At 60.3% G+C, this 16278-nt stretch carries 11 protein-coding genes; 7 read left to right on the forward strand and 4 right to left on the reverse strand.

Annotation, left to right across the window (positions count from 1 at the left end; genetic code table 11):
- The first annotated feature begins 11 nt into the window (after positions 1–11).
- Genes B3M58_RS05895 through thiO form a run of 3 tightly spaced genes read left to right on the forward strand, consistent with a single transcriptional unit; the run spans position 12 to position 4984 of the window.
- The gene (locus B3M58_RS05895) at positions 12–3428 is read left to right on the forward strand and encodes a pilus assembly protein (RefSeq protein ID WP_296217644.1); all 3417 of its coding nucleotides are present in this window, start codon (positions 12–14) and stop codon (positions 3426–3428) included.
- A complete protein-coding gene (locus B3M58_RS05900) occupies positions 3425–3835 on the forward strand; it encodes a type IV pilin protein (RefSeq protein WP_296217645.1) in 411 nt (136 codons plus the stop codon). Before B3M58_RS05895 ends, B3M58_RS05900 begins: the two co-directional genes overlap by 4 nt.
- Before the next feature lie 45 nt (positions 3836–3880).
- Entirely contained in the window at positions 3881–4984 is a 1104-nt protein-coding gene (gene thiO / locus B3M58_RS05905; protein ID WP_414704053.1) for a glycine oxidase ThiO, read from the forward strand.
- A gap of 212 nt (positions 4985–5196) precedes the next feature.
- Here the strand turns inward: thiO and B3M58_RS05910 are convergent, their stop codons facing one another.
- Genes B3M58_RS05910 through B3M58_RS05920 form a run of 3 tightly spaced genes read right to left on the reverse strand, consistent with a single transcriptional unit; the run spans position 5197 to position 8355 of the window.
- Entirely contained in the window at positions 5197–6534 is a 1338-nt protein-coding gene (locus tag B3M58_RS05910) for a sigma-54-dependent transcriptional regulator (RefSeq protein WP_296217647.1), read from the reverse strand.
- 2 nt (positions 6535–6536) lie between these two features.
- Positions 6537–8129 carry a sensor histidine kinase gene (locus B3M58_RS05915; protein ID WP_296217648.1) on the reverse strand — a complete coding sequence of 531 codons (1593 nt, stop codon included), beginning with the start codon at positions 8127–8129 and terminating at the stop codon, positions 6537–6539.
- Positions 8119–8355, reverse strand: coding sequence for a PP0621 family protein (locus B3M58_RS05920; protein ID WP_296217649.1), 237 nt, complete (start codon positions 8353–8355; stop codon positions 8119–8121). Before B3M58_RS05920 ends, B3M58_RS05915 begins: the two co-directional genes overlap by 11 nt.
- Before the next feature lie 175 nt (positions 8356–8530).
- Here B3M58_RS05920 and B3M58_RS05925 point away from each other — a divergent pair, with 175 nt between their 5' ends.
- Entirely contained in the window at positions 8531–10162 is a 1632-nt protein-coding gene (locus B3M58_RS05925; protein WP_296217650.1) for an NAD+ synthase, read from the forward strand.
- 301 nt (positions 10163–10463) lie between these two features.
- On the opposite strand, the gene B3M58_RS05930 is transcribed toward B3M58_RS05925, so the two are convergent.
- Positions 10464–11480 (reverse strand): outer membrane protein assembly factor BamD, encoded by a 1017-nt coding sequence (locus B3M58_RS05930; RefSeq protein ID WP_296217651.1) that lies wholly within the window; start codon positions 11478–11480, stop codon positions 10464–10466.
- Positions 11481–11627: 147 nt separating this feature from the next.
- Between B3M58_RS05930 and rluD the strand changes: the two genes are divergently transcribed.
- The 3 genes from rluD (at position 11628) to clpB (ending at position 16174) form a co-directional block, all read left to right on the forward strand.
- Entirely contained in the window at positions 11628–12602 is a 975-nt protein-coding gene (rluD, locus tag B3M58_RS05935) for a 23S rRNA pseudouridine(1911/1915/1917) synthase RluD (protein ID WP_296217652.1), read from the forward strand.
- Positions 12599–13336 (forward strand): peptidoglycan editing factor PgeF, encoded by a 738-nt coding sequence (pgeF, locus tag B3M58_RS05940; RefSeq protein ID WP_296217653.1) that lies wholly within the window; start codon positions 12599–12601, stop codon positions 13334–13336. The genes rluD and pgeF overlap by 4 nt, the downstream gene beginning before the upstream one ends.
- A 273-nt stretch (positions 13337–13609) precedes the next feature.
- Positions 13610–16174 carry an ATP-dependent chaperone ClpB gene (clpB, locus tag B3M58_RS05945; protein ID WP_296217654.1) on the forward strand — a complete coding sequence of 855 codons (2565 nt, stop codon included), beginning with the start codon at positions 13610–13612 and terminating at the stop codon, positions 16172–16174.
- Positions 16175–16278: the final 104 nt, after the last annotated feature.

Here is a 16278-nt window from a genome sequence, read left to right on the forward strand (position 1 = left end):
TGAGGCATTTCATGCAGACTTCCATGCTGTCTTTTTCCGCGCGCGCCTTGCTGGCGGCATCGCTAACGTGGTCTGTTGGCGTCAGTGCATTTACTCCGGCAAATGCACCACTTAATTTGGGGGGGCAGGTTGAACCCAATATCTTGTTCCTACTGGACGACTCTGGTTCGATGCGTTGGGGCTATATGCCTGATGAGCTGGATAGTCAGTGGAGTCTTAGTGGTTGCTCTACACAAGACTATGCTGGTGTGGCAACAGTTGCATGTCCTGAGGGTAATAATAGATTTTTGCTGTCCAGCGTGGCTAATAAGATTTACTACAATCCAGATATTGTATATCAGCCTCCGCTGAAAAGTGATGGTACGCGCTTTCCTGCTGCAACTTATACGTCAGCTTATATAGATGGATATGCGCAGTCTGGCACGTCGATAAATTTGTCTGATAATTATCGGGGTATCATGGATGATTACTTCATCGGCTGGAATGGTGGGCGTAGGGGGCTGGTTATTGGGACGGGAGGTAGCCCTGGCGGCGCGCGTTATTATGCATTTAGTGCGTCTTGTGGTAGTAACGATATTTATAAAAATAGCTGTTACTCGGTAGTCAATATCGGCACTAATGCGACGAATAGGCAGAATTTTTCGAACTGGTTTTCCTACTATCGTACACGCATGTTGGTTGCCAAGTCTGGCGCCTCTCAAGGGTTTTTCGCTCAAGGCAATAGCATTCGAGTCGGCTATGGCACGATCAACCGAGGCGTGAATACGGTCGATGGCGAGAATACGGGGGCTGTAACCCGTGGTGTTCGGGTATTCGAAAATACCGGTCGAACAGGCTTTTATGATTGGCTTAAGTCTGTACAAGCCGATGGTTCCACGCCGCTGCGCCGTGCCCTTGATTACGCAGGCCAATATTATTCGCGTACTGATGCTCGGGGGCCATGGAGTTCAACACCAGGATCAACTGGTGGTACAGACTATTCCTGCCGCCAGAGCTACACGATCCTCACCACCGATGGTTACTGGAACGAAGGAGATAGTTTTGAGGCGGTCAACTCAGCCCGCCGTGCCAATGTCGACAACAGCAATGGCCCTACTATTTCCGGGCCGGATGGCAAGTCTTTTCAATATATCCCGCGTTCGCCATTCAACGATTCTCGAGGTAATACGCTGGCCGATGTCGCGATGTATTACTGGAACCGTGACTTGCATAGCACTCTGGCCAACCGTGTTCCAGACAGTCCGGCCAACTCTGCGTTCTGGCAGCATATGGTGACGTTTGGGGTAGGTCTTGGGGTGAGCGGCTCTGTGAGTCAGGCGACTGCTGAAGCTGCCGTCAACTCTGGCGCTACTGTTACCTGGCCCACTCCGTTCGGTAGCAACCCTGGCAAGATTGATGACTTGTTGCATGCCTCAATCAACAGTCGTGGCGAGTTCTTCAATGCGCAGAACCCGCAGCAGTTTGCCGATGCCCTGAGCAGCACGCTGACCTCAATTGCCGGGCGTGTGGGCTCTAACACCGCTGCCGTGCCAAGTGCGCGACGTATCGATAGCGAATCCCTGGTGTATGAAGCTACGTATTCAAGCACCGATTGGACCGGTCAACTCACCGCCAAGCGTCCAGTCACGACCAGTAATGGTTTGGTTTTCAATAATGTCTGGGAGGCAGGCAATCTGTTGCCGCCGGCTACTCGTAAGCTATTCACCCATACCGGTGCTACGGGTGTCGATGCGGGTATTCCACTGACCTGGGCGGCGCTTGGAACCGCTGGTTTGCAAGCCAACTTCGATAACACCCAGGCGCTGTTCAATTACCTGATTGGTACACGTACTGGCGAGCAGCCGGCTGGTAGCTACCGCGCGCGTAATAGTTTGCTGGGCGATATCGTCAACTCATCGATTGTGATCGCCAATAAGCAGAATCTGGGTTTCCAGGGCATCACAGGTGAGAGCGCTCCTGACTACCAGACCTTCGTGAGCGCCAAGGCCGCTAAGACGCCTACCGTATTTGCCGGCTCCAACGATGGCTTTTTGCATGCGTTCAATGCCAACTCTGGACGTGAACAGTTTGCCTTTATGCCTCGTGCCGTGCTGCCGACAGTCAAGCAGTTGGCTGATCCTAAATACGTGCACAAGTATTACGTGGACGGCAAGCTTCACCTAGGCGATGCGATCCTCGATGGCAACTGGCGCACTCTTTTGTTGGGTGGTCTGGGAGCGGGTGGCAAGAGTGTCTTCGCTCTGGATGTCACCAGTGCTGCAGGCTTCGATGAAGATGATGTGCTCTGGGAGGTCACAGGCGATGTGGACCTCGGTTATACCTACAGTGAGCCGATCATTGGTCGCCTGAAGGACGGCAAGTGGGTGGCGATCTTTGGTAACGGCTACGGCACCTATAGCGGTGGTGGTGCGCTCGATTCGGTGTTGTTCATTGTCGACTTGGAGACGGGTACGGTGAACAAGGTGCGTGCGGGTGCAGCAACTGGCGGCTTGTCGACACCTTCGTTCGTCTATGCCAACGATGGCGATGGCATTTATGTTGACGAGATCTATGCGGGCGACCTCGGCGGTAATCTGTGGAAGTTCGAGATGTCGAACAGCGGCAGCAGCGCTGACGATTTCAAAGTGGCATTTGGCAATGCCAGCAACCCGGCTCCGCTTTACAAGGCCGTGGATGGCAGCGGCAAGGCGCAGCCTATTACGGTCAAGCCGGAAATCGCCAAGCATCCCGATGGCTCGGACAATGGCAACGTCATTTATTTCGGTACCGGTAGCTACATGACGGCTGCAGACGGTATCGCGCCAGCGTTGACTGATGTGCAGACTATCTACGGTATCTGGGACAACGACATCACTTTCACCGGTCGCTCCAGCCTAGATGCCCGCGAGATTATTTACGAAGGTACTTTCGGTACTGGCGATACACAGCGGGGTGTTCGTGTGGTCGATGCGCCTGAAGATGACGGTGCTGAAGGCATTAACTGGGATACCAAAAAAGGTTGGTACATGGATCTGATCTCACCGCTTTCCAGTAAGGGCGCGCAGGGCGAGCGAGTGATTTTCTCACCTACTATTTTGCTCAATCGCCTGGTGGTCGAGACCGCAATCCCATCGACCGACCCTTGTACTGGGGGGGGCAGCGGCTGGACCATGGTTCTGGATACGGCCACAGGCGGGCGGCTTAACTATGTGCTGTTCGATATGAATCAGGATGGCAAATTCGATGAGGCGGATAATGTAATGGTGGACGGAGTACCCCTGCCTATTTCCGGTATTGGCTCTGAAGATGGCATTCCAACTGGCAGCTTCGACTTGTTTGATAACGACAAGTACTTTATTTGCCGTGGTACGGGTGTGAATGCGTGTATCCCGACAAACAACAACCTCAATATTATTGAAGGGCGCCAATCCTGGAATCAGGTCCAATGAATAGAATAAAAGGCTTTACTCTAATTGAGTTAATGGTCGTAGTCGCAATCGTCGGAATTCTTGCGGCGATTGCCTACCCCAGTTATACGGAATACGTAAATCGAGGTAAGCGCGCTGAGGTACAGGCTGCGTTGATGGAGGCTGCTCAGGCTCTTGAGCGCTACTACTCGGTCAATGGTAGTTACTTGGATGGTGCCAGCATCGCGGACGTGTTTACTGCCAACGTGCCCGCGAGCGGTAGCGCTAATTACGTGATTGCGGCTCAAGCAGCTACTGCGACTAGCTATACTCTGCGTGCCACTCGCTCAGGCAGTATGGCAGCGGATGGCTGCGGAAATTTCGAGCTTAGCCACAGCGGTCAGCGTGCGCTGAACGCTAATAGTAAAGCGCTTGATGACTGTTGGTGATTGAACGTTGTTGGTATAACGGGCCGCCTTTGCGGCCCGTTTTTTTTGGAGGTGGCAGTGTCGATAGTCGTGGTCGGTGCCGGAGTAATAGGTCTGCTCTCAGCACTGAATCTGGCGCGTTCAGCGCATGAGGTTGTGTTGGTCGAGTGCGGAGTCACTGGTGGCGAGTCCTCCTGGGCTGGCGGCGGTATCGTTTCGCCGCTCTATCCCTGGCGCTATAGCCCGGCAGTTACTGCGTTGGCGCATTGGTCGCAGGATTTCTATCCGCGTCTGGGCGAGCAGTTGTTAGCAGAAACCGCTATTGATCCGGAAGTGCAGGTGACTGGTCTGTATTGGCTGGATCTGGAGGATGAGCCGGCAGCCTTGGCCTGGGCTCTGCGTGAGCAGCGGCCATTATGTCCGGTCGAGATGGCGGCGGTGTATCGGGCTGTGCCTGCACTGGCGGCTGGGTTTGGGCGGGCGGTGGCGATGGCCGATGTGGCCAATGTGCGCAACCCGCGGCTGGTCAAGGCTTTGCGGGCAGCGTTGTTGCAAATGCCGAATGTCACGATGCGTGAGCATTGTGCGGTCACGGGGTTTATCCGCGAGGGCGAGCGAGTGTGCGGCGTGCGGACTGTGCAGGGCGATGTGCGCGGCGAGCAGGTGGTTGTGGCTGCCGGGGCTTGGAGTGGCGAGCTGTTCAGCGGCCTCGGTGTTCAGCTGCCCGTCGAGCCGGTGAAAGGGCAGATGATTCTCTACAAGTGCGCCGAGGGCTTTCTGCCAAGCATGGTGTTGGCCAAAGGGCGTTATGCGATTCCGCGGCGCGATGGGCATATTTTGATTGGTAGCACACTGGAACATGCCGGTTTCGACAAGACGCCCACCGAGGCGGCATTGGCCAGCCTCAAGGCCTCGGCGGTCGAGTTGTTGCCGGCGCTCGCGGATGCCGAGGTTGTCGGGCATTGGGCCGGGTTGCGGCCGAGCTCGCCGGAGGGCATTCCCTTCATCGGTCCGGTTCCGGGGTTTGCGGGGCTTTGGTTGAATTGTGGCCATTATCGCAATGGCTTGGTCTTGGCGCCGGCCTCCTGCCAACTGCTGACCGACCTGCTACTCGGGCGTGAGCCGATCATCGACCCGGCACCCTATGCGCCGGCGGGGCGGCTGGGTTGAGGGTGTAGGCGTCAGGCGGAGGCCGTAGCCTGGATTAGCAGAAAGCGAAGTCCGGGGCGATTGTACTGCGCCCCGGATTGCACCCAGGTCGCGGTGATGGGTATCGCTGCGCTCAACCGCATCCTACAAGAGCCCCGACTGCCGACCGTAGGATGGTGCGGGCCACGTAGGCCGAGCGCCGCGATACCCAACGGCGGCCTCGCGGCTCACCGCTAATCGAGGCCGAGTTTTTTCAGGCGATAACGCATCGAGCGAAAGGTCAGCCCCAGGCGTTGCGCTGCCGCAGTGCGGTTCCAGCGGGTTTCTTCGAGGGCCTGCATGATTAGCTTGCGCTCGATGTTCTCCAGGTGGTCTTCCAGGTTGTCGATTTGCGCGAGGCTGGCTTCGCCATGTTCGCTCGGTGTGCTGGCGTCGGCCAGACGCAGGTCACTGGCGCTGATCTGGTCGTCTTCGCAGAGGGTATAGGCGCGCTCGAGCATATTCTCCAGCTCGCGCACGTTGCCGGGGAAGCGGTAGTTCTTCAGCTTTTCCAGGGCGTCGGTGTCGAGCTTGGCGGCGCTGAGACCGGTGCCGTCGGCGAGGCGCTTGAGCATGACTTCAGTCAGTTGAGCGATGTCTTCGCGCCGCTCGCGCAGCGATGGCACGCGCAACTCAATCACGTTGAGGCGGTAGTACAAATCCTGGCGGAAGCGCCCGGCGGCCACTTCGGCGGCCAGGTCTTTGTGGGTGGCGCAGAGGATGCGCACGTCCACGACCACTTCCTGTTGACCACCCACGGCGCGTACGGCTTTTTCCTGGATAGCGCGCAGCAGTTTGACCTGCATCGGCAGCGGCAAATCGGCGACCTCGTCGAGGAACAGGGTGCCACCGTTGGCGGCCTGGAACAGGCCTTGTTTGTCTTCGATGGCGCCGGTGAAGCTGCCTTTCTTATGGCCAAAAAATTCGCTTTCCATCAGCTCCGAGGGGATCGCGCCGCAGTTGACCGGCACGAACGGTTGCTCGCAGCGCGGGCCTTGTTCGTGAATCAGGCGGGCGACCAGCTCCTTGCCGCTACCGGATTCGCCGCTGATATACACCGGCGCCTGGCTGCGTGCGAGCTTCTGGATTTGTTTGCGCAAGGCCTTCATGGGCGGCGAGTCGCCGAGCAAGCGGCTGTCCACCGGCAGTTCTTCGCCATCGGCGCTGCGCAAGCGCAGGGCGGTGGCGACCAGTTCGCGCAAGCGGCCGAGGTCGACTGGCTTGGTCAAAAAATCGAAGGCCCCGGCCTTGAGTGCGTTGATCGCGGTGTCCAGGCTGCCGTAGGCGGTGATCATTGCCACTGGCACCTGGGGATGGCGTTGTTGGATGTGTTGCACCAGCTCCAGGCCCGTGCCGTCGGGCAGGCGCATGTCGGTCAGGCACAGGTCGAACGGCTCCTTGGCCAGCCATTCGCGCGCTTCCTTGACGTTGCGTGCGCTGCGGGTGTCGAGCTTCATCCGTCCCAGGGTGATTTCCAGGAGTTCGCGGATATCGGGTTCATCGTCGACGATCAGGGCTCTCTGGCGGGTCATGGTCAGCTCAGTTTGCGCGGGTGGGCGAAGGTGATGCGAAAGCAACTGCCGCCGCCTTCGCGAGGTTTGTAGTCAAGTCGAGCCTGGTTGCTTTCGCACAGTTCGCGGGAAATATACAGGCCCAGGCCGGTGCCTTTGTTTTCGGTGGTGTAGAACGGCTCAAAGATGTGCTGCAGTTGTTCGGGCGGTACGCCGGGGCCGTCGTCGAGTATTTCCAGCACCGGCAGGTCGCTGTCCTGGTCGCGGAACAGCCGCAGCCAGACCTGACCTTGTTTGTGCTTTTGCGCGCTGTAGCGCAGGCCGTTTTGCACCAGATTGGTCAGCACCTGGGTCAATTGATGGGGGTCCATGCGCGTTTGAATGGTGCCGCCCAAGGTTTCCAGGTGGAGTATCTGCCCGACTGGTGCCGAGCTGCGAAATTCGCTGGCAAAGCGGTGCAGCCAATATTTCAGGTCGAGCAGTTGTGGTTCGGCCTGGCGCCGTCGCGACAGTTGCAGGACGTTTTCGATGACCAGGTTCATCCGCCGCGAATGGTCCTGGATGATCTGCGCCAGGCGCTGATCCGGGCCTTGCAGGTCTTCCGATTCTTGCAGCAGTTGCGCGGCATGGCTGATCGCGCCGAGCGGGTTGCGGATTTCATGCGCGATGCCGGCGGTGAGGCGGCCGAGCGAGGCAAGTTTGAGCTGCTGAGCCTGCTGGGCAATCTGTGAAATATCGTCAAGAAATACCAGGTTGTGCCGTTGTTCGCCGCGTTGCAGGGGAATGAAGCTCGGTTGCAGCACTGGGCCGTCGGGGAAGGCTTGCAGGCTGGCCGGGCGCAGGGTCGGGTTGTGCAGCCACTGTTGCAGGCGTTTGACCAGCTCCGGGCAGTGCGGGTCAAGAATCTTGCCGGCCAGCGCGTCACGGCCTAGCAGGTTGAGTGCGCCATGGTTGGCCAGCAACACGCGATGCTGGGCGTCGAGCACCAGGATGCCGGTGCGCATCCGTTGCAGGATCAAGGCGTTCAGCGCTTCCAGGTTGGCCACATCGGCGGCGCGTTGTTCGGCGAGGGTTTCACTGACTTGCAGGCGCCGCGTCACCCCTTGCACGAAGAGCGCGGCGGCAAAGCACAGCGCGCCGAGGGCGCCGGCTTGTACGTACTGTGCCGCCGCCGCGGGGCGAGCAAGGCTCAGGTAGAAGGTCAGGTAAATCAGGCCGATGGCGCCGACCGCGGCGATCAGCAGACCAATCCGGCCACGCAACAGGATATTGGCGATCGCGACGGCGACGATCAGCAGGTTGCCGATGCCGCTGGGCGTGCCGCCGGCGGCGTAGAACAGGCCGGATAGCAAAATCACATCGACCAGCGCCAGGCTGAATATTTGAATCAGGCTGCGGGGACGTTGGACGACCACGGCCACCAGGATATTCAGAATCAGGTAAAACCAGCTGCCGTTACGAAACAGGTCGGGGCTGGCCAGCTCCAGCAGTTGCGTGTGCAGGTCGCTGGATATCAGCAGCACCAAGGCCAGACCAATGGTCAGGCGATACAGATGGTAGAGCCGCAGGACTCGTCGGCCCTGCGTACCGCTAAGCGCGAGCGCTTCAGTGCTCACCGGAATGACGGCCTTGTTCAAGGTGGGCCTGGCTGCAATACCAGCGTTCATCCTGGGTCAGGGCATGTGCGCGGGGCACATGCACGCCGCAATGCGCGCACCGCACCATCGGCGTAGGATTTTCGGGGGTGTCCTTGGGGCGGCGTGCCGGGCGGGTAAAGCGGCGCCAGAGCCAGAAGGCGGCGACGATAACGGCGATCCAGAACAGCAGGCGGAGCAGGCCCATAACGTTCTCTTCTTTTATAAAGCTGGCAGTTTATCCAAGGACGCCGCCCCAGCACAGCCGCTAAACCGTGTGCTGTGCGTTGTTTCCGTGAGGGGCGATGCGGGAGAATGGCGGATAGACCGCGATGCAGTCGATAGACCGCGTCGCAAATGGGATTTCTTTGGTGGAGGCGGCCATGAGCCAAACCCTGCGGGTCGTGATGGCCCAGTTGAATTTGCGCGTTGGCGATGTGCACGGCAACGTCGAGCGGCTCATTGAGGCGGCATGCAGTGCCCGCGATCAGTGGCAGGCGGACGTTATCGTGTTCCCCGAGCTGGCGCTTTGCGGATATCCGCCCGAGGATTTGCTGCTGCGTTCGAGCATGCAACTGCGTATCGAGCAGGCACTGCAACGCCTACAGACGGAGGTGCAAGGCATCTACCTGGTGGTTGGCTATCCCTGGCTGGAGGATGAGCTGCGCTATAACGCCTGTGCCTTGATTGCCGATGGCCAGCTGTTGGCTCGCTACTACAAGCAAAAACTGCCGAATTACCGGGTGTTCGACGAGAAGCGCTATTTCGTTGCCGGCAGCCAGCCGTGCGTCGTCGATATCAAGGGCGTGTCGGTGGCGTTGACCATTTGTGAAGACATCTGGTTTGCCGAGCCGATGGCGCAGGCGCGTGAGGCGGGGGCGCAACTGATGCTCAGCTTGAACGCATCACCGTTCCACCTGGATAAGCAGCGCGAGCGTGAAGAGGTGTTGGCCGAACGCGCGCGCGAAGGGGCGATGCCGATTGTCTACGTCAACCAGGTGGGCGGTCAGGACGAATTGGTGTTCGACGGTGGCAGTTGCGTGGTCGATGCCAGCGGTCAGGTCAGCCAGCGTATGGCGGCCTTTAATGAGGGCTTGTATCCCGTCGACCTGATTCTCGATGGCGAGCGGGTCAGCCCGCGGCCGGCCAACTGTGTGCCATTGCCGGAGCTGGAGGCCAGCGTGTATCAGGCTCTGGTCGTGGGCGTGCGCGACTATGTGCAAAAAAATGGTTTCAAGGGTGTGCTGCTCGGTCTGTCCGGCGGTATCGATTCGGCGTTGACCTTGGCGGTGGCGGTCGACGCGCTGGGCGCCGAGCGTGTCGAGGCGGTGATGATGCCGTACCACTACACCGCGCAAATCAGCCTGGAGGACGCCGAGGCCGAAGCCCATGCCTTGGGTGTGACCTACCGCGTGCTGCCGATTGCGCCGATGGTCGAGGCCTTCATGGGCACGCTGGCGCCAGTGTTCGAGGGTTTATCCCGCGATACCACCGAAGAGAACCTGCAGGCCCGTTGCCGTGGCACGTTGCTGATGGCCATCTCCAACAAGAAGGGCTACTTGGTGCTGACCACCGGCAACAAGAGCGAAATGGCGGTGGGCTACGCCACCCTGTATGGCGACATGGCCGGCGGTTTCGACGTGCTCAAGGATGTGCCGAAGACCCTGGTATTTCGCCTCTGCGAGTACCGCAATACCCTGGGCGCGGTGATCCCGCAGCGAGTCATTGATCGTCCGCCATCCGCCGAACTGGCGCCGGATCAGAAGGATGAGGATTCGTTGCCGCCGTATCCGGTGCTCGATGAGATCCTCAAGCTGTATGTCGAGTACGACCTGTCGGCCAACGCGATCATCGCCGAAGGCTTCGATGAGGACACGGTCAAGCGCGTGCTGCGGTTGGTCGACCTGAATGAATACAAGCGGCGCCAGGCGGCCGTTGGCGTGCGCGTGACGCAGCGCGGTTTTGGCCGGGACCGGCGTTACCCGATCACCTCGGGCTGGCGTCTGGGGGATTGAGGTCGGTTGGCGCTGGGCTTGCGCAGCTCTGCCTGCGTAACGGGAAAGGCGCCATAGAAAGGCTATATACCCGTTAACGGTTGTACGTCGATTCGGTAGGGTGGGTTACGGCGCAACGGACTATGCAGTAGCCGATAGTCCGTGATCATGCACCTAACCCACCCTACGCATTACCGCGCTCCAGACATTGCCTAGCCGGCCCCGCGTTTCAACACGTAATGGGGACATATCCATAAAAAATGCCAGTCAGCGTAACTGACTGGCATTGGGTCTCAAGCCTGCGTTTTTACACGACGGCGTATCAGTCGAAAATACCGAAAGTCATGTAGCTGAACCAGGAACGGTTGCTGTTGTTGCCTTCCGCTTCACTGCGCTCTTCGCGCACTTCGTCCTGGTTTTCCGGTTTCAATTCGGCCGGGATTTGCTCTTCGGCTTCTTCGTACTGACGAATCACGTCCTGGCCGGCGCGGGTTTCGCCCGGTGGCAGCGGGGTGTCGCTTTCGATCAGGCCCAGGGTGGCCTTGCCCAGCCAGGAGCGGGTGTCGGCCTCTTCTTCGCGTGGTACGAATTGACCGTCGACCAGGCTCGGGTGCTCCGGGTAGTTGAGCTTGAGGGTTTCCAGGCTGGTGGCTGCCAGCTCGTCCAGGGTCAGGCGCTGGTAAGCCTCGGTCATCACCGCCAGGCCGTCGCCGACTGCGGGGGTTTCCTGGAAGTTTTCCACTACGTAACGACCACGGTTGGCGGCGGCGACATAGGCCTGACGGGTCAGGTAGTAATGCGCCACGTGGATTTCGTAGGCAGCCAGCAGGTTGCGCAGGTAGATCATGCGCTGCTTGGCATCCGCGGCGTAGCGGCTGTTCGGGTAGCGACTGGTGAGCTGGGCGAACTCGTTGTAGGAGTCGCGGGCGGCGCCTGGGTCCCGCTTGGTCATGTCCAGCGGCAGGAAGCGCGCCAGCAGGCCACGGTCCTGGTCGAAAGAGGCCAGGCCTTTCAGGTAATAGGCGTAATCGACGTTCGGGTGCTGCGGGTGCAGGCGGATGAAGCGCTCGGCGGCGGAGCGCGCGGCTTCCGGCTCGACGTTCTTGTAGTAGGCGTAGATCAGCTCCAGCTGCGCCTGCTCGGCGTAGCGGCCGAACGGATAGCGCGACTCCAGGGCCTTGAGCTTGGTCACGGCGCTGGTATAGCTCTTGTTGTCCAGATCGTCCTGAGCCTGCTGGTACAGCTCGGTCTCGCTCAGGTTTTCGTCGAGCACGTCGTTGGACGAGCAGGCGGCGGTGAGGGCGAGGATGGCGATCAGCAGCAGGTGTTTCACTTGCATGGCGGCTTGCGTCCCTGTGACGGCGGCTGTCTTGAGCTAAGCCGTCCTGTTATGATGAGCGCCCCCGGTACCCCTGGGGCAAAGACGCCGTATTTAACCACAAGCGTGTAGCTGAAACCAAAGGCTACACCCCCTCTGTTGCCGAGCATGTCCTCTATTAATAAGCAGACCATAGAACTGAACGCCGAGGTGCCGTCCGATATGGGTGGGCAACGCCTTGACCAAGTCGCCGCCCAACTGTTCGCCGAGCACTCGCGTTCGCGTCTGTCTGCCTGGATCAAAGAGGGCCTGTTGACCGTCGATGGTGCCGTGCTGCGTCCGCGCGATATTGTGCATGGCGGTGCCGTGCTGGCACTGAATGCCGAGCAGGAAGCCCAGGGCGAGTGGATCGCCCAGGACATTGAGCTGGATATCGTCTACGAAGACGAGCACCTGCTAGTGATCAACAAGCCTGCGGGTTTGGTGGTGCACCCGGCAGCCGGGCACGCCGACGGCACCTTGCTCAATGCCTTGCTGCACCATGTACCGGACATCATCAATGTGCCGCGCGCGGGTATCGTCCATCGCCTGGACAAGGACACTACCGGGCTGATGGTGGTGGCCAAGACCATCGAGGCGCAGACCCGTCTGGTCGATCAGCTGCAAAAGCGCACGGTCAGCCGCATCTATGAATGCATCGTGATCGGCGTGATTACCTCCGGCGGCAAGATCAATGCGCCGATTGGCCGCAGCTCTTCGCAGCGCCAGCGCATGGCGGTCAGCGACGGTGGCAAACCGGCGGTTAGCCATTATCGGGTGTTGGAGCGTTTTCGCTCGCACACCTATACCCGGGTCAAGCTGGAAACCGGGCGCACCCACCAGATTCGCGTGCACATGAGCCATATTGGCTATCCGCTGGTCGGCGACCCGGTCTATGGCGGGCGCTTCCGCATTCCACCGGCGGCTAACCAAACCATGGTGCAGAGCTTGAAAGAGTTCCCGCGCCAGGCCCTGCATGCGCGCTTCCTCGAGCTGGATCACCCGATGACCGGCCAGCGCATGAAATGGCAGTCGCCGTTGCCCGACGACCTGGTCTGGTTGCTGACGCTGCTGCGTCAGGATCGCGAGGCGTTTATCGGGTGACTAAATGGGCGCACGATTGGCTCACGCCGGATTGGCCCGCGCCCGAGTGGGTCAAGGCCTGCGTCACCACTCGAACGGGCGGCATCAGTGGCGCGCCGTTCGACACCTTTAACCTCGGCGAGCATGTCGAGGACGATGCCGTTGCCGTGGCGAAGAACCGTCAGCGCCTGATCAGCCAACTGGGCTGTCATCCCGCCTGGTTGCGTCAGGTGCATGGCAGCGTGGTTGTCCACGCCGATCCGCATGAGGTGGCCGAGGCCGATGCCAGTTGGACGGCCACTGTCGGTGTGGCCTGTGTGGTGATGACCGCCGACTGTCTGCCGGCTTTGTTCTGCGATCGTGCCGGCAGCCGGGTGGCGGCGGCCCATGCCGGTTGGCGCGGGTTGGCGGGTGGCGTGCTGGAGGCGACCCTGGATGCCCTGGCCGTAGCGCCGGAGGACGTTCTGGTTTGGCTTGGCCCCGCCATCGGGCCACAGGCTTTCGAGGTTGGCGGCGAAGTGCGTGAAGCGTTTTTGGCGCAGCACCCGCAGGCGGCCAAGGCCTTCGTGGCGAGCGCCAATGCCGGACGTTTTATGGCCGATATCTACCAACTGGCGCGTATCCGCTTGGCGGCCCGCGGTGTTACCGCGGTGTATGGCGGCGATTTCTGCAGCCACAGCGATCCGCGTTTCTATTCCTATCGCCGCGCACCGCGCACCGGCCGCTTCGCTTCGTTGATCTGGCTGGCCAACTAGGCCGCGTGCTGCAAGCTCGTAGGGCGGACACAAGGTTGCGCCATCTCGGGCCTACGCAAGCGTCCCAACAGGCGCTGCGTTTATCCAATCGCTGCCCCGCACGGTGGGCGGCTAAAGCCCGCCTTACGGTTTGCTCTTGAGCCCACTGATCCAGATCAAGCCCAGGTGGCTTGAAACGCTCACAATCGACCTCATCTAGTCTTCATCTCGGCAGGCTTTCGTTTGAGGTGTGTCCATCGCGCCGGCCTGCTCTTAAAAAGGAAGGATGACGCAATGCGAATCGACCGTTTAACCAGTAAGTTGCAACTCGCGCTATCCGACGCCCAATCCCTGGCCGTCGGCCTCGACCATGCCGCCATCGAGCCGCTGCACCTGATGCAGGCGCTGCTCGATCAGCAGGGCGGTTCGATCAAGCCGCTGCTGATGCAGGTTGGCTTCGACGTCAACAGCCTGCGCCAGGCGTTGACCAAAGAGCTTGATCACCTGGCCAAGATCCAGAGCCCGACCGGCGATGTGAACCTGTCCCAGGATCTGGCGCGTCTGCTTAATCAGGCCGACCGGTTGTCGCAGCAGAAGGGCGATCAATTTATTTCCAGCGAGCTGGTGCTGCTCGCCGGCCTGGACGACAACACCAAGCTCGGCAAATTGCTGCTGGGGCAGGGCGTCAGTAAAAAAGCCCTGGAAAACGCCGTAAACAACCTGCGCGGCGGCGATGCGGTGAACGACCCGAACATCGAGGAAGCGCGCCAGGCCCTGGACAAGTACACCATCGACCTGACCAAGCGCGCCGAGGAGGGCAAGCTCGACCCGGTGATTGGCCGTGACGACGAGATCCGTCGCACCATTCAGGTCTTGCAGCGTCGCACCAAGAACAACCCGGTGCTGATCGGCGAGCCCGGGGTGGGCAAAACCGCGATTGCCGAGGGGTTGGCGCAGCGTATCGTCAACGGCGAAGTGCCGGACGGGCTGCGCGACAAGCGCCTGCTGTCGCTGGACATGGGCGCGCTGATCGCCGGCGCCAAGTTCCGTGGCGAATTCGAGGAGCGCCTGAAGGCCGTGCTCAACGAACTGTCCAAGCAGGAAGGACGGATCATCCTGTTCATCGACGAACTGCACACCATGGTCGGCGCCGGCAAGGCGGAAGGCGCGATGGACGCCGGCAACATGCTCAAACCGTCGCTGGCGCGTGGCGAGTTGCACTGCGTGGGTGCCACGACTCTGGACGAGTACCGCCAGTACATCGAGAAGGACGCGGCGCTGGAGCGACGTTTCCAGAAGGTGTTGGTCGATGAACCGAGCGAAGAAGACACCATCGCCATCCTGCGTGGCCTCAAGGAGCGCTATGAGGTGCACCACAAGGTGGCCATCACCGACGGCGCGATCATCGCCGCGGCCAAGCTGTCGCACCGCTACATTACCGACCGCCAGCTGCCGGACAAGGCCATCGACCTGATCGACGAGGCGGCCAGCCGCATCCGCATGGAAATCGACTCCAAGCCGGAGGTGCTCGACCGTCTGGAGCGCCGCCTGATTCAGCTCAAGGTCGAAGCTCAGGCGCTGAAGAAAGAAGATGACGAGGCGGCGATCAAGCGCCTGGCCAAGCTCAACGAAGACATTGCGCGCCTGGAGCGCGAATACGCCGACCTGGAGGAAATCTGGAAATCGGAGAAGGCCGAGGTGCAGGGCTCGGCGCAGATCCAGCAGAAAATCGAACAGGCCCGCCAGGAGCTGGAAGCGGCGCGGCGCAAGTCCGACCTACAGCGCATGGCCGAGTTGCAGTACGGCATCATTCCGGACCTGGAACGCAGCCTGCAGATGGTCGATCAGCACGGCAAAACCGAAAACCAGTTGCTGCGCAGCAAGGTCACCGAGGAAGAAATTGCCGAGGTGGTGTCAAAGTGGACCGGTATTCCGGTGAGCAAGATGCTCGAAGGCGAGCGCGACAAACTGCTGAAGATGGAAAGCCTGCTGCACCAGCGGGTGATTGGTCAGAGCGAGGCGGTGGTCGCCGTGGCCAACGCCGTGCGGCGCTCGCGTGCGGGCTTGTCCGATCCCAATCGACCGAGCGGCTCGTTCCTCTTCCTCGGCCCGACTGGGGTCGGCAAGACCGAGCTGTGCAAGGCGCTGGCCGAATTCCTCTTCGACACCGAAGAGGCGCTGGTGCGCATCGACATGTCCGAGTTCATGGAGAAGCACTCGGTGGCGCGGCTGATCGGTGCGCCGCCCGGCTATGTCGGCTATGAAGAGGGCGGTTACCTGACCGAAGCGGTACGCCGCAAGCCGTACTCGGTGATTCTCCTCGATGAAGTCGAGAAGGCTCATCCGGACGTGTTCAACGTGCTGCTGCAAGTGCTGGAGGACGGTCGGCTGACCGATAGCCATGGGCGTACCGTGGACTTCAAGAACACCGTGGTGGTGATGACCTCCAACCTCGGCTCCGCGCAGATCCAGGAGCTGGTCGATGACCGCGAGGCGCAGCGCGCGGCGGTGATGGATGCGGTGAGCACGCATTTCCGCCCGGAATTCGTCAACCGCATCGATGAGGTGGTGATCTTCGAGCCATTGGCCCGCGAGCAGATTGCCGGTATCGCGCAGATTCAGTTGGGGCGCTTGCGTCAGCGCTTGGCCGAACGCGAGCTGAGCCTGGAGTTGAGCGACGAGGCCCTGGATAAGCTGGTGGCCATCGGTTACGACCCGGTATACGGCGCGCGGCCGTTGAAGCGGGCTATCCAGCGCTGGATCGAGAACCCGCTGGCGCAGCAGATCCTGGCGGGCACCTTCACGCCTGGCAGTAGCGTAACCGGCACGGTGGTGGGCGAGGAGATCGTCTTCAACTGAGCCCGAGTGGCCAAAAGCCCCGATCCGGTGTGAGCCGTTCGGGGCTTTTTCATGGCTATGTCCCAGTTATGTGTTGCAGGAGAAGCCGCGCTTTTGTGGGAGCG

It is taken from the genome of Pseudomonas sp. UBA2684 (assembly GCA_002354655.1).
Classification (GTDB): Bacteria; Pseudomonadota; Gammaproteobacteria; order Pseudomonadales; family Pseudomonadaceae; genus Aquipseudomonas.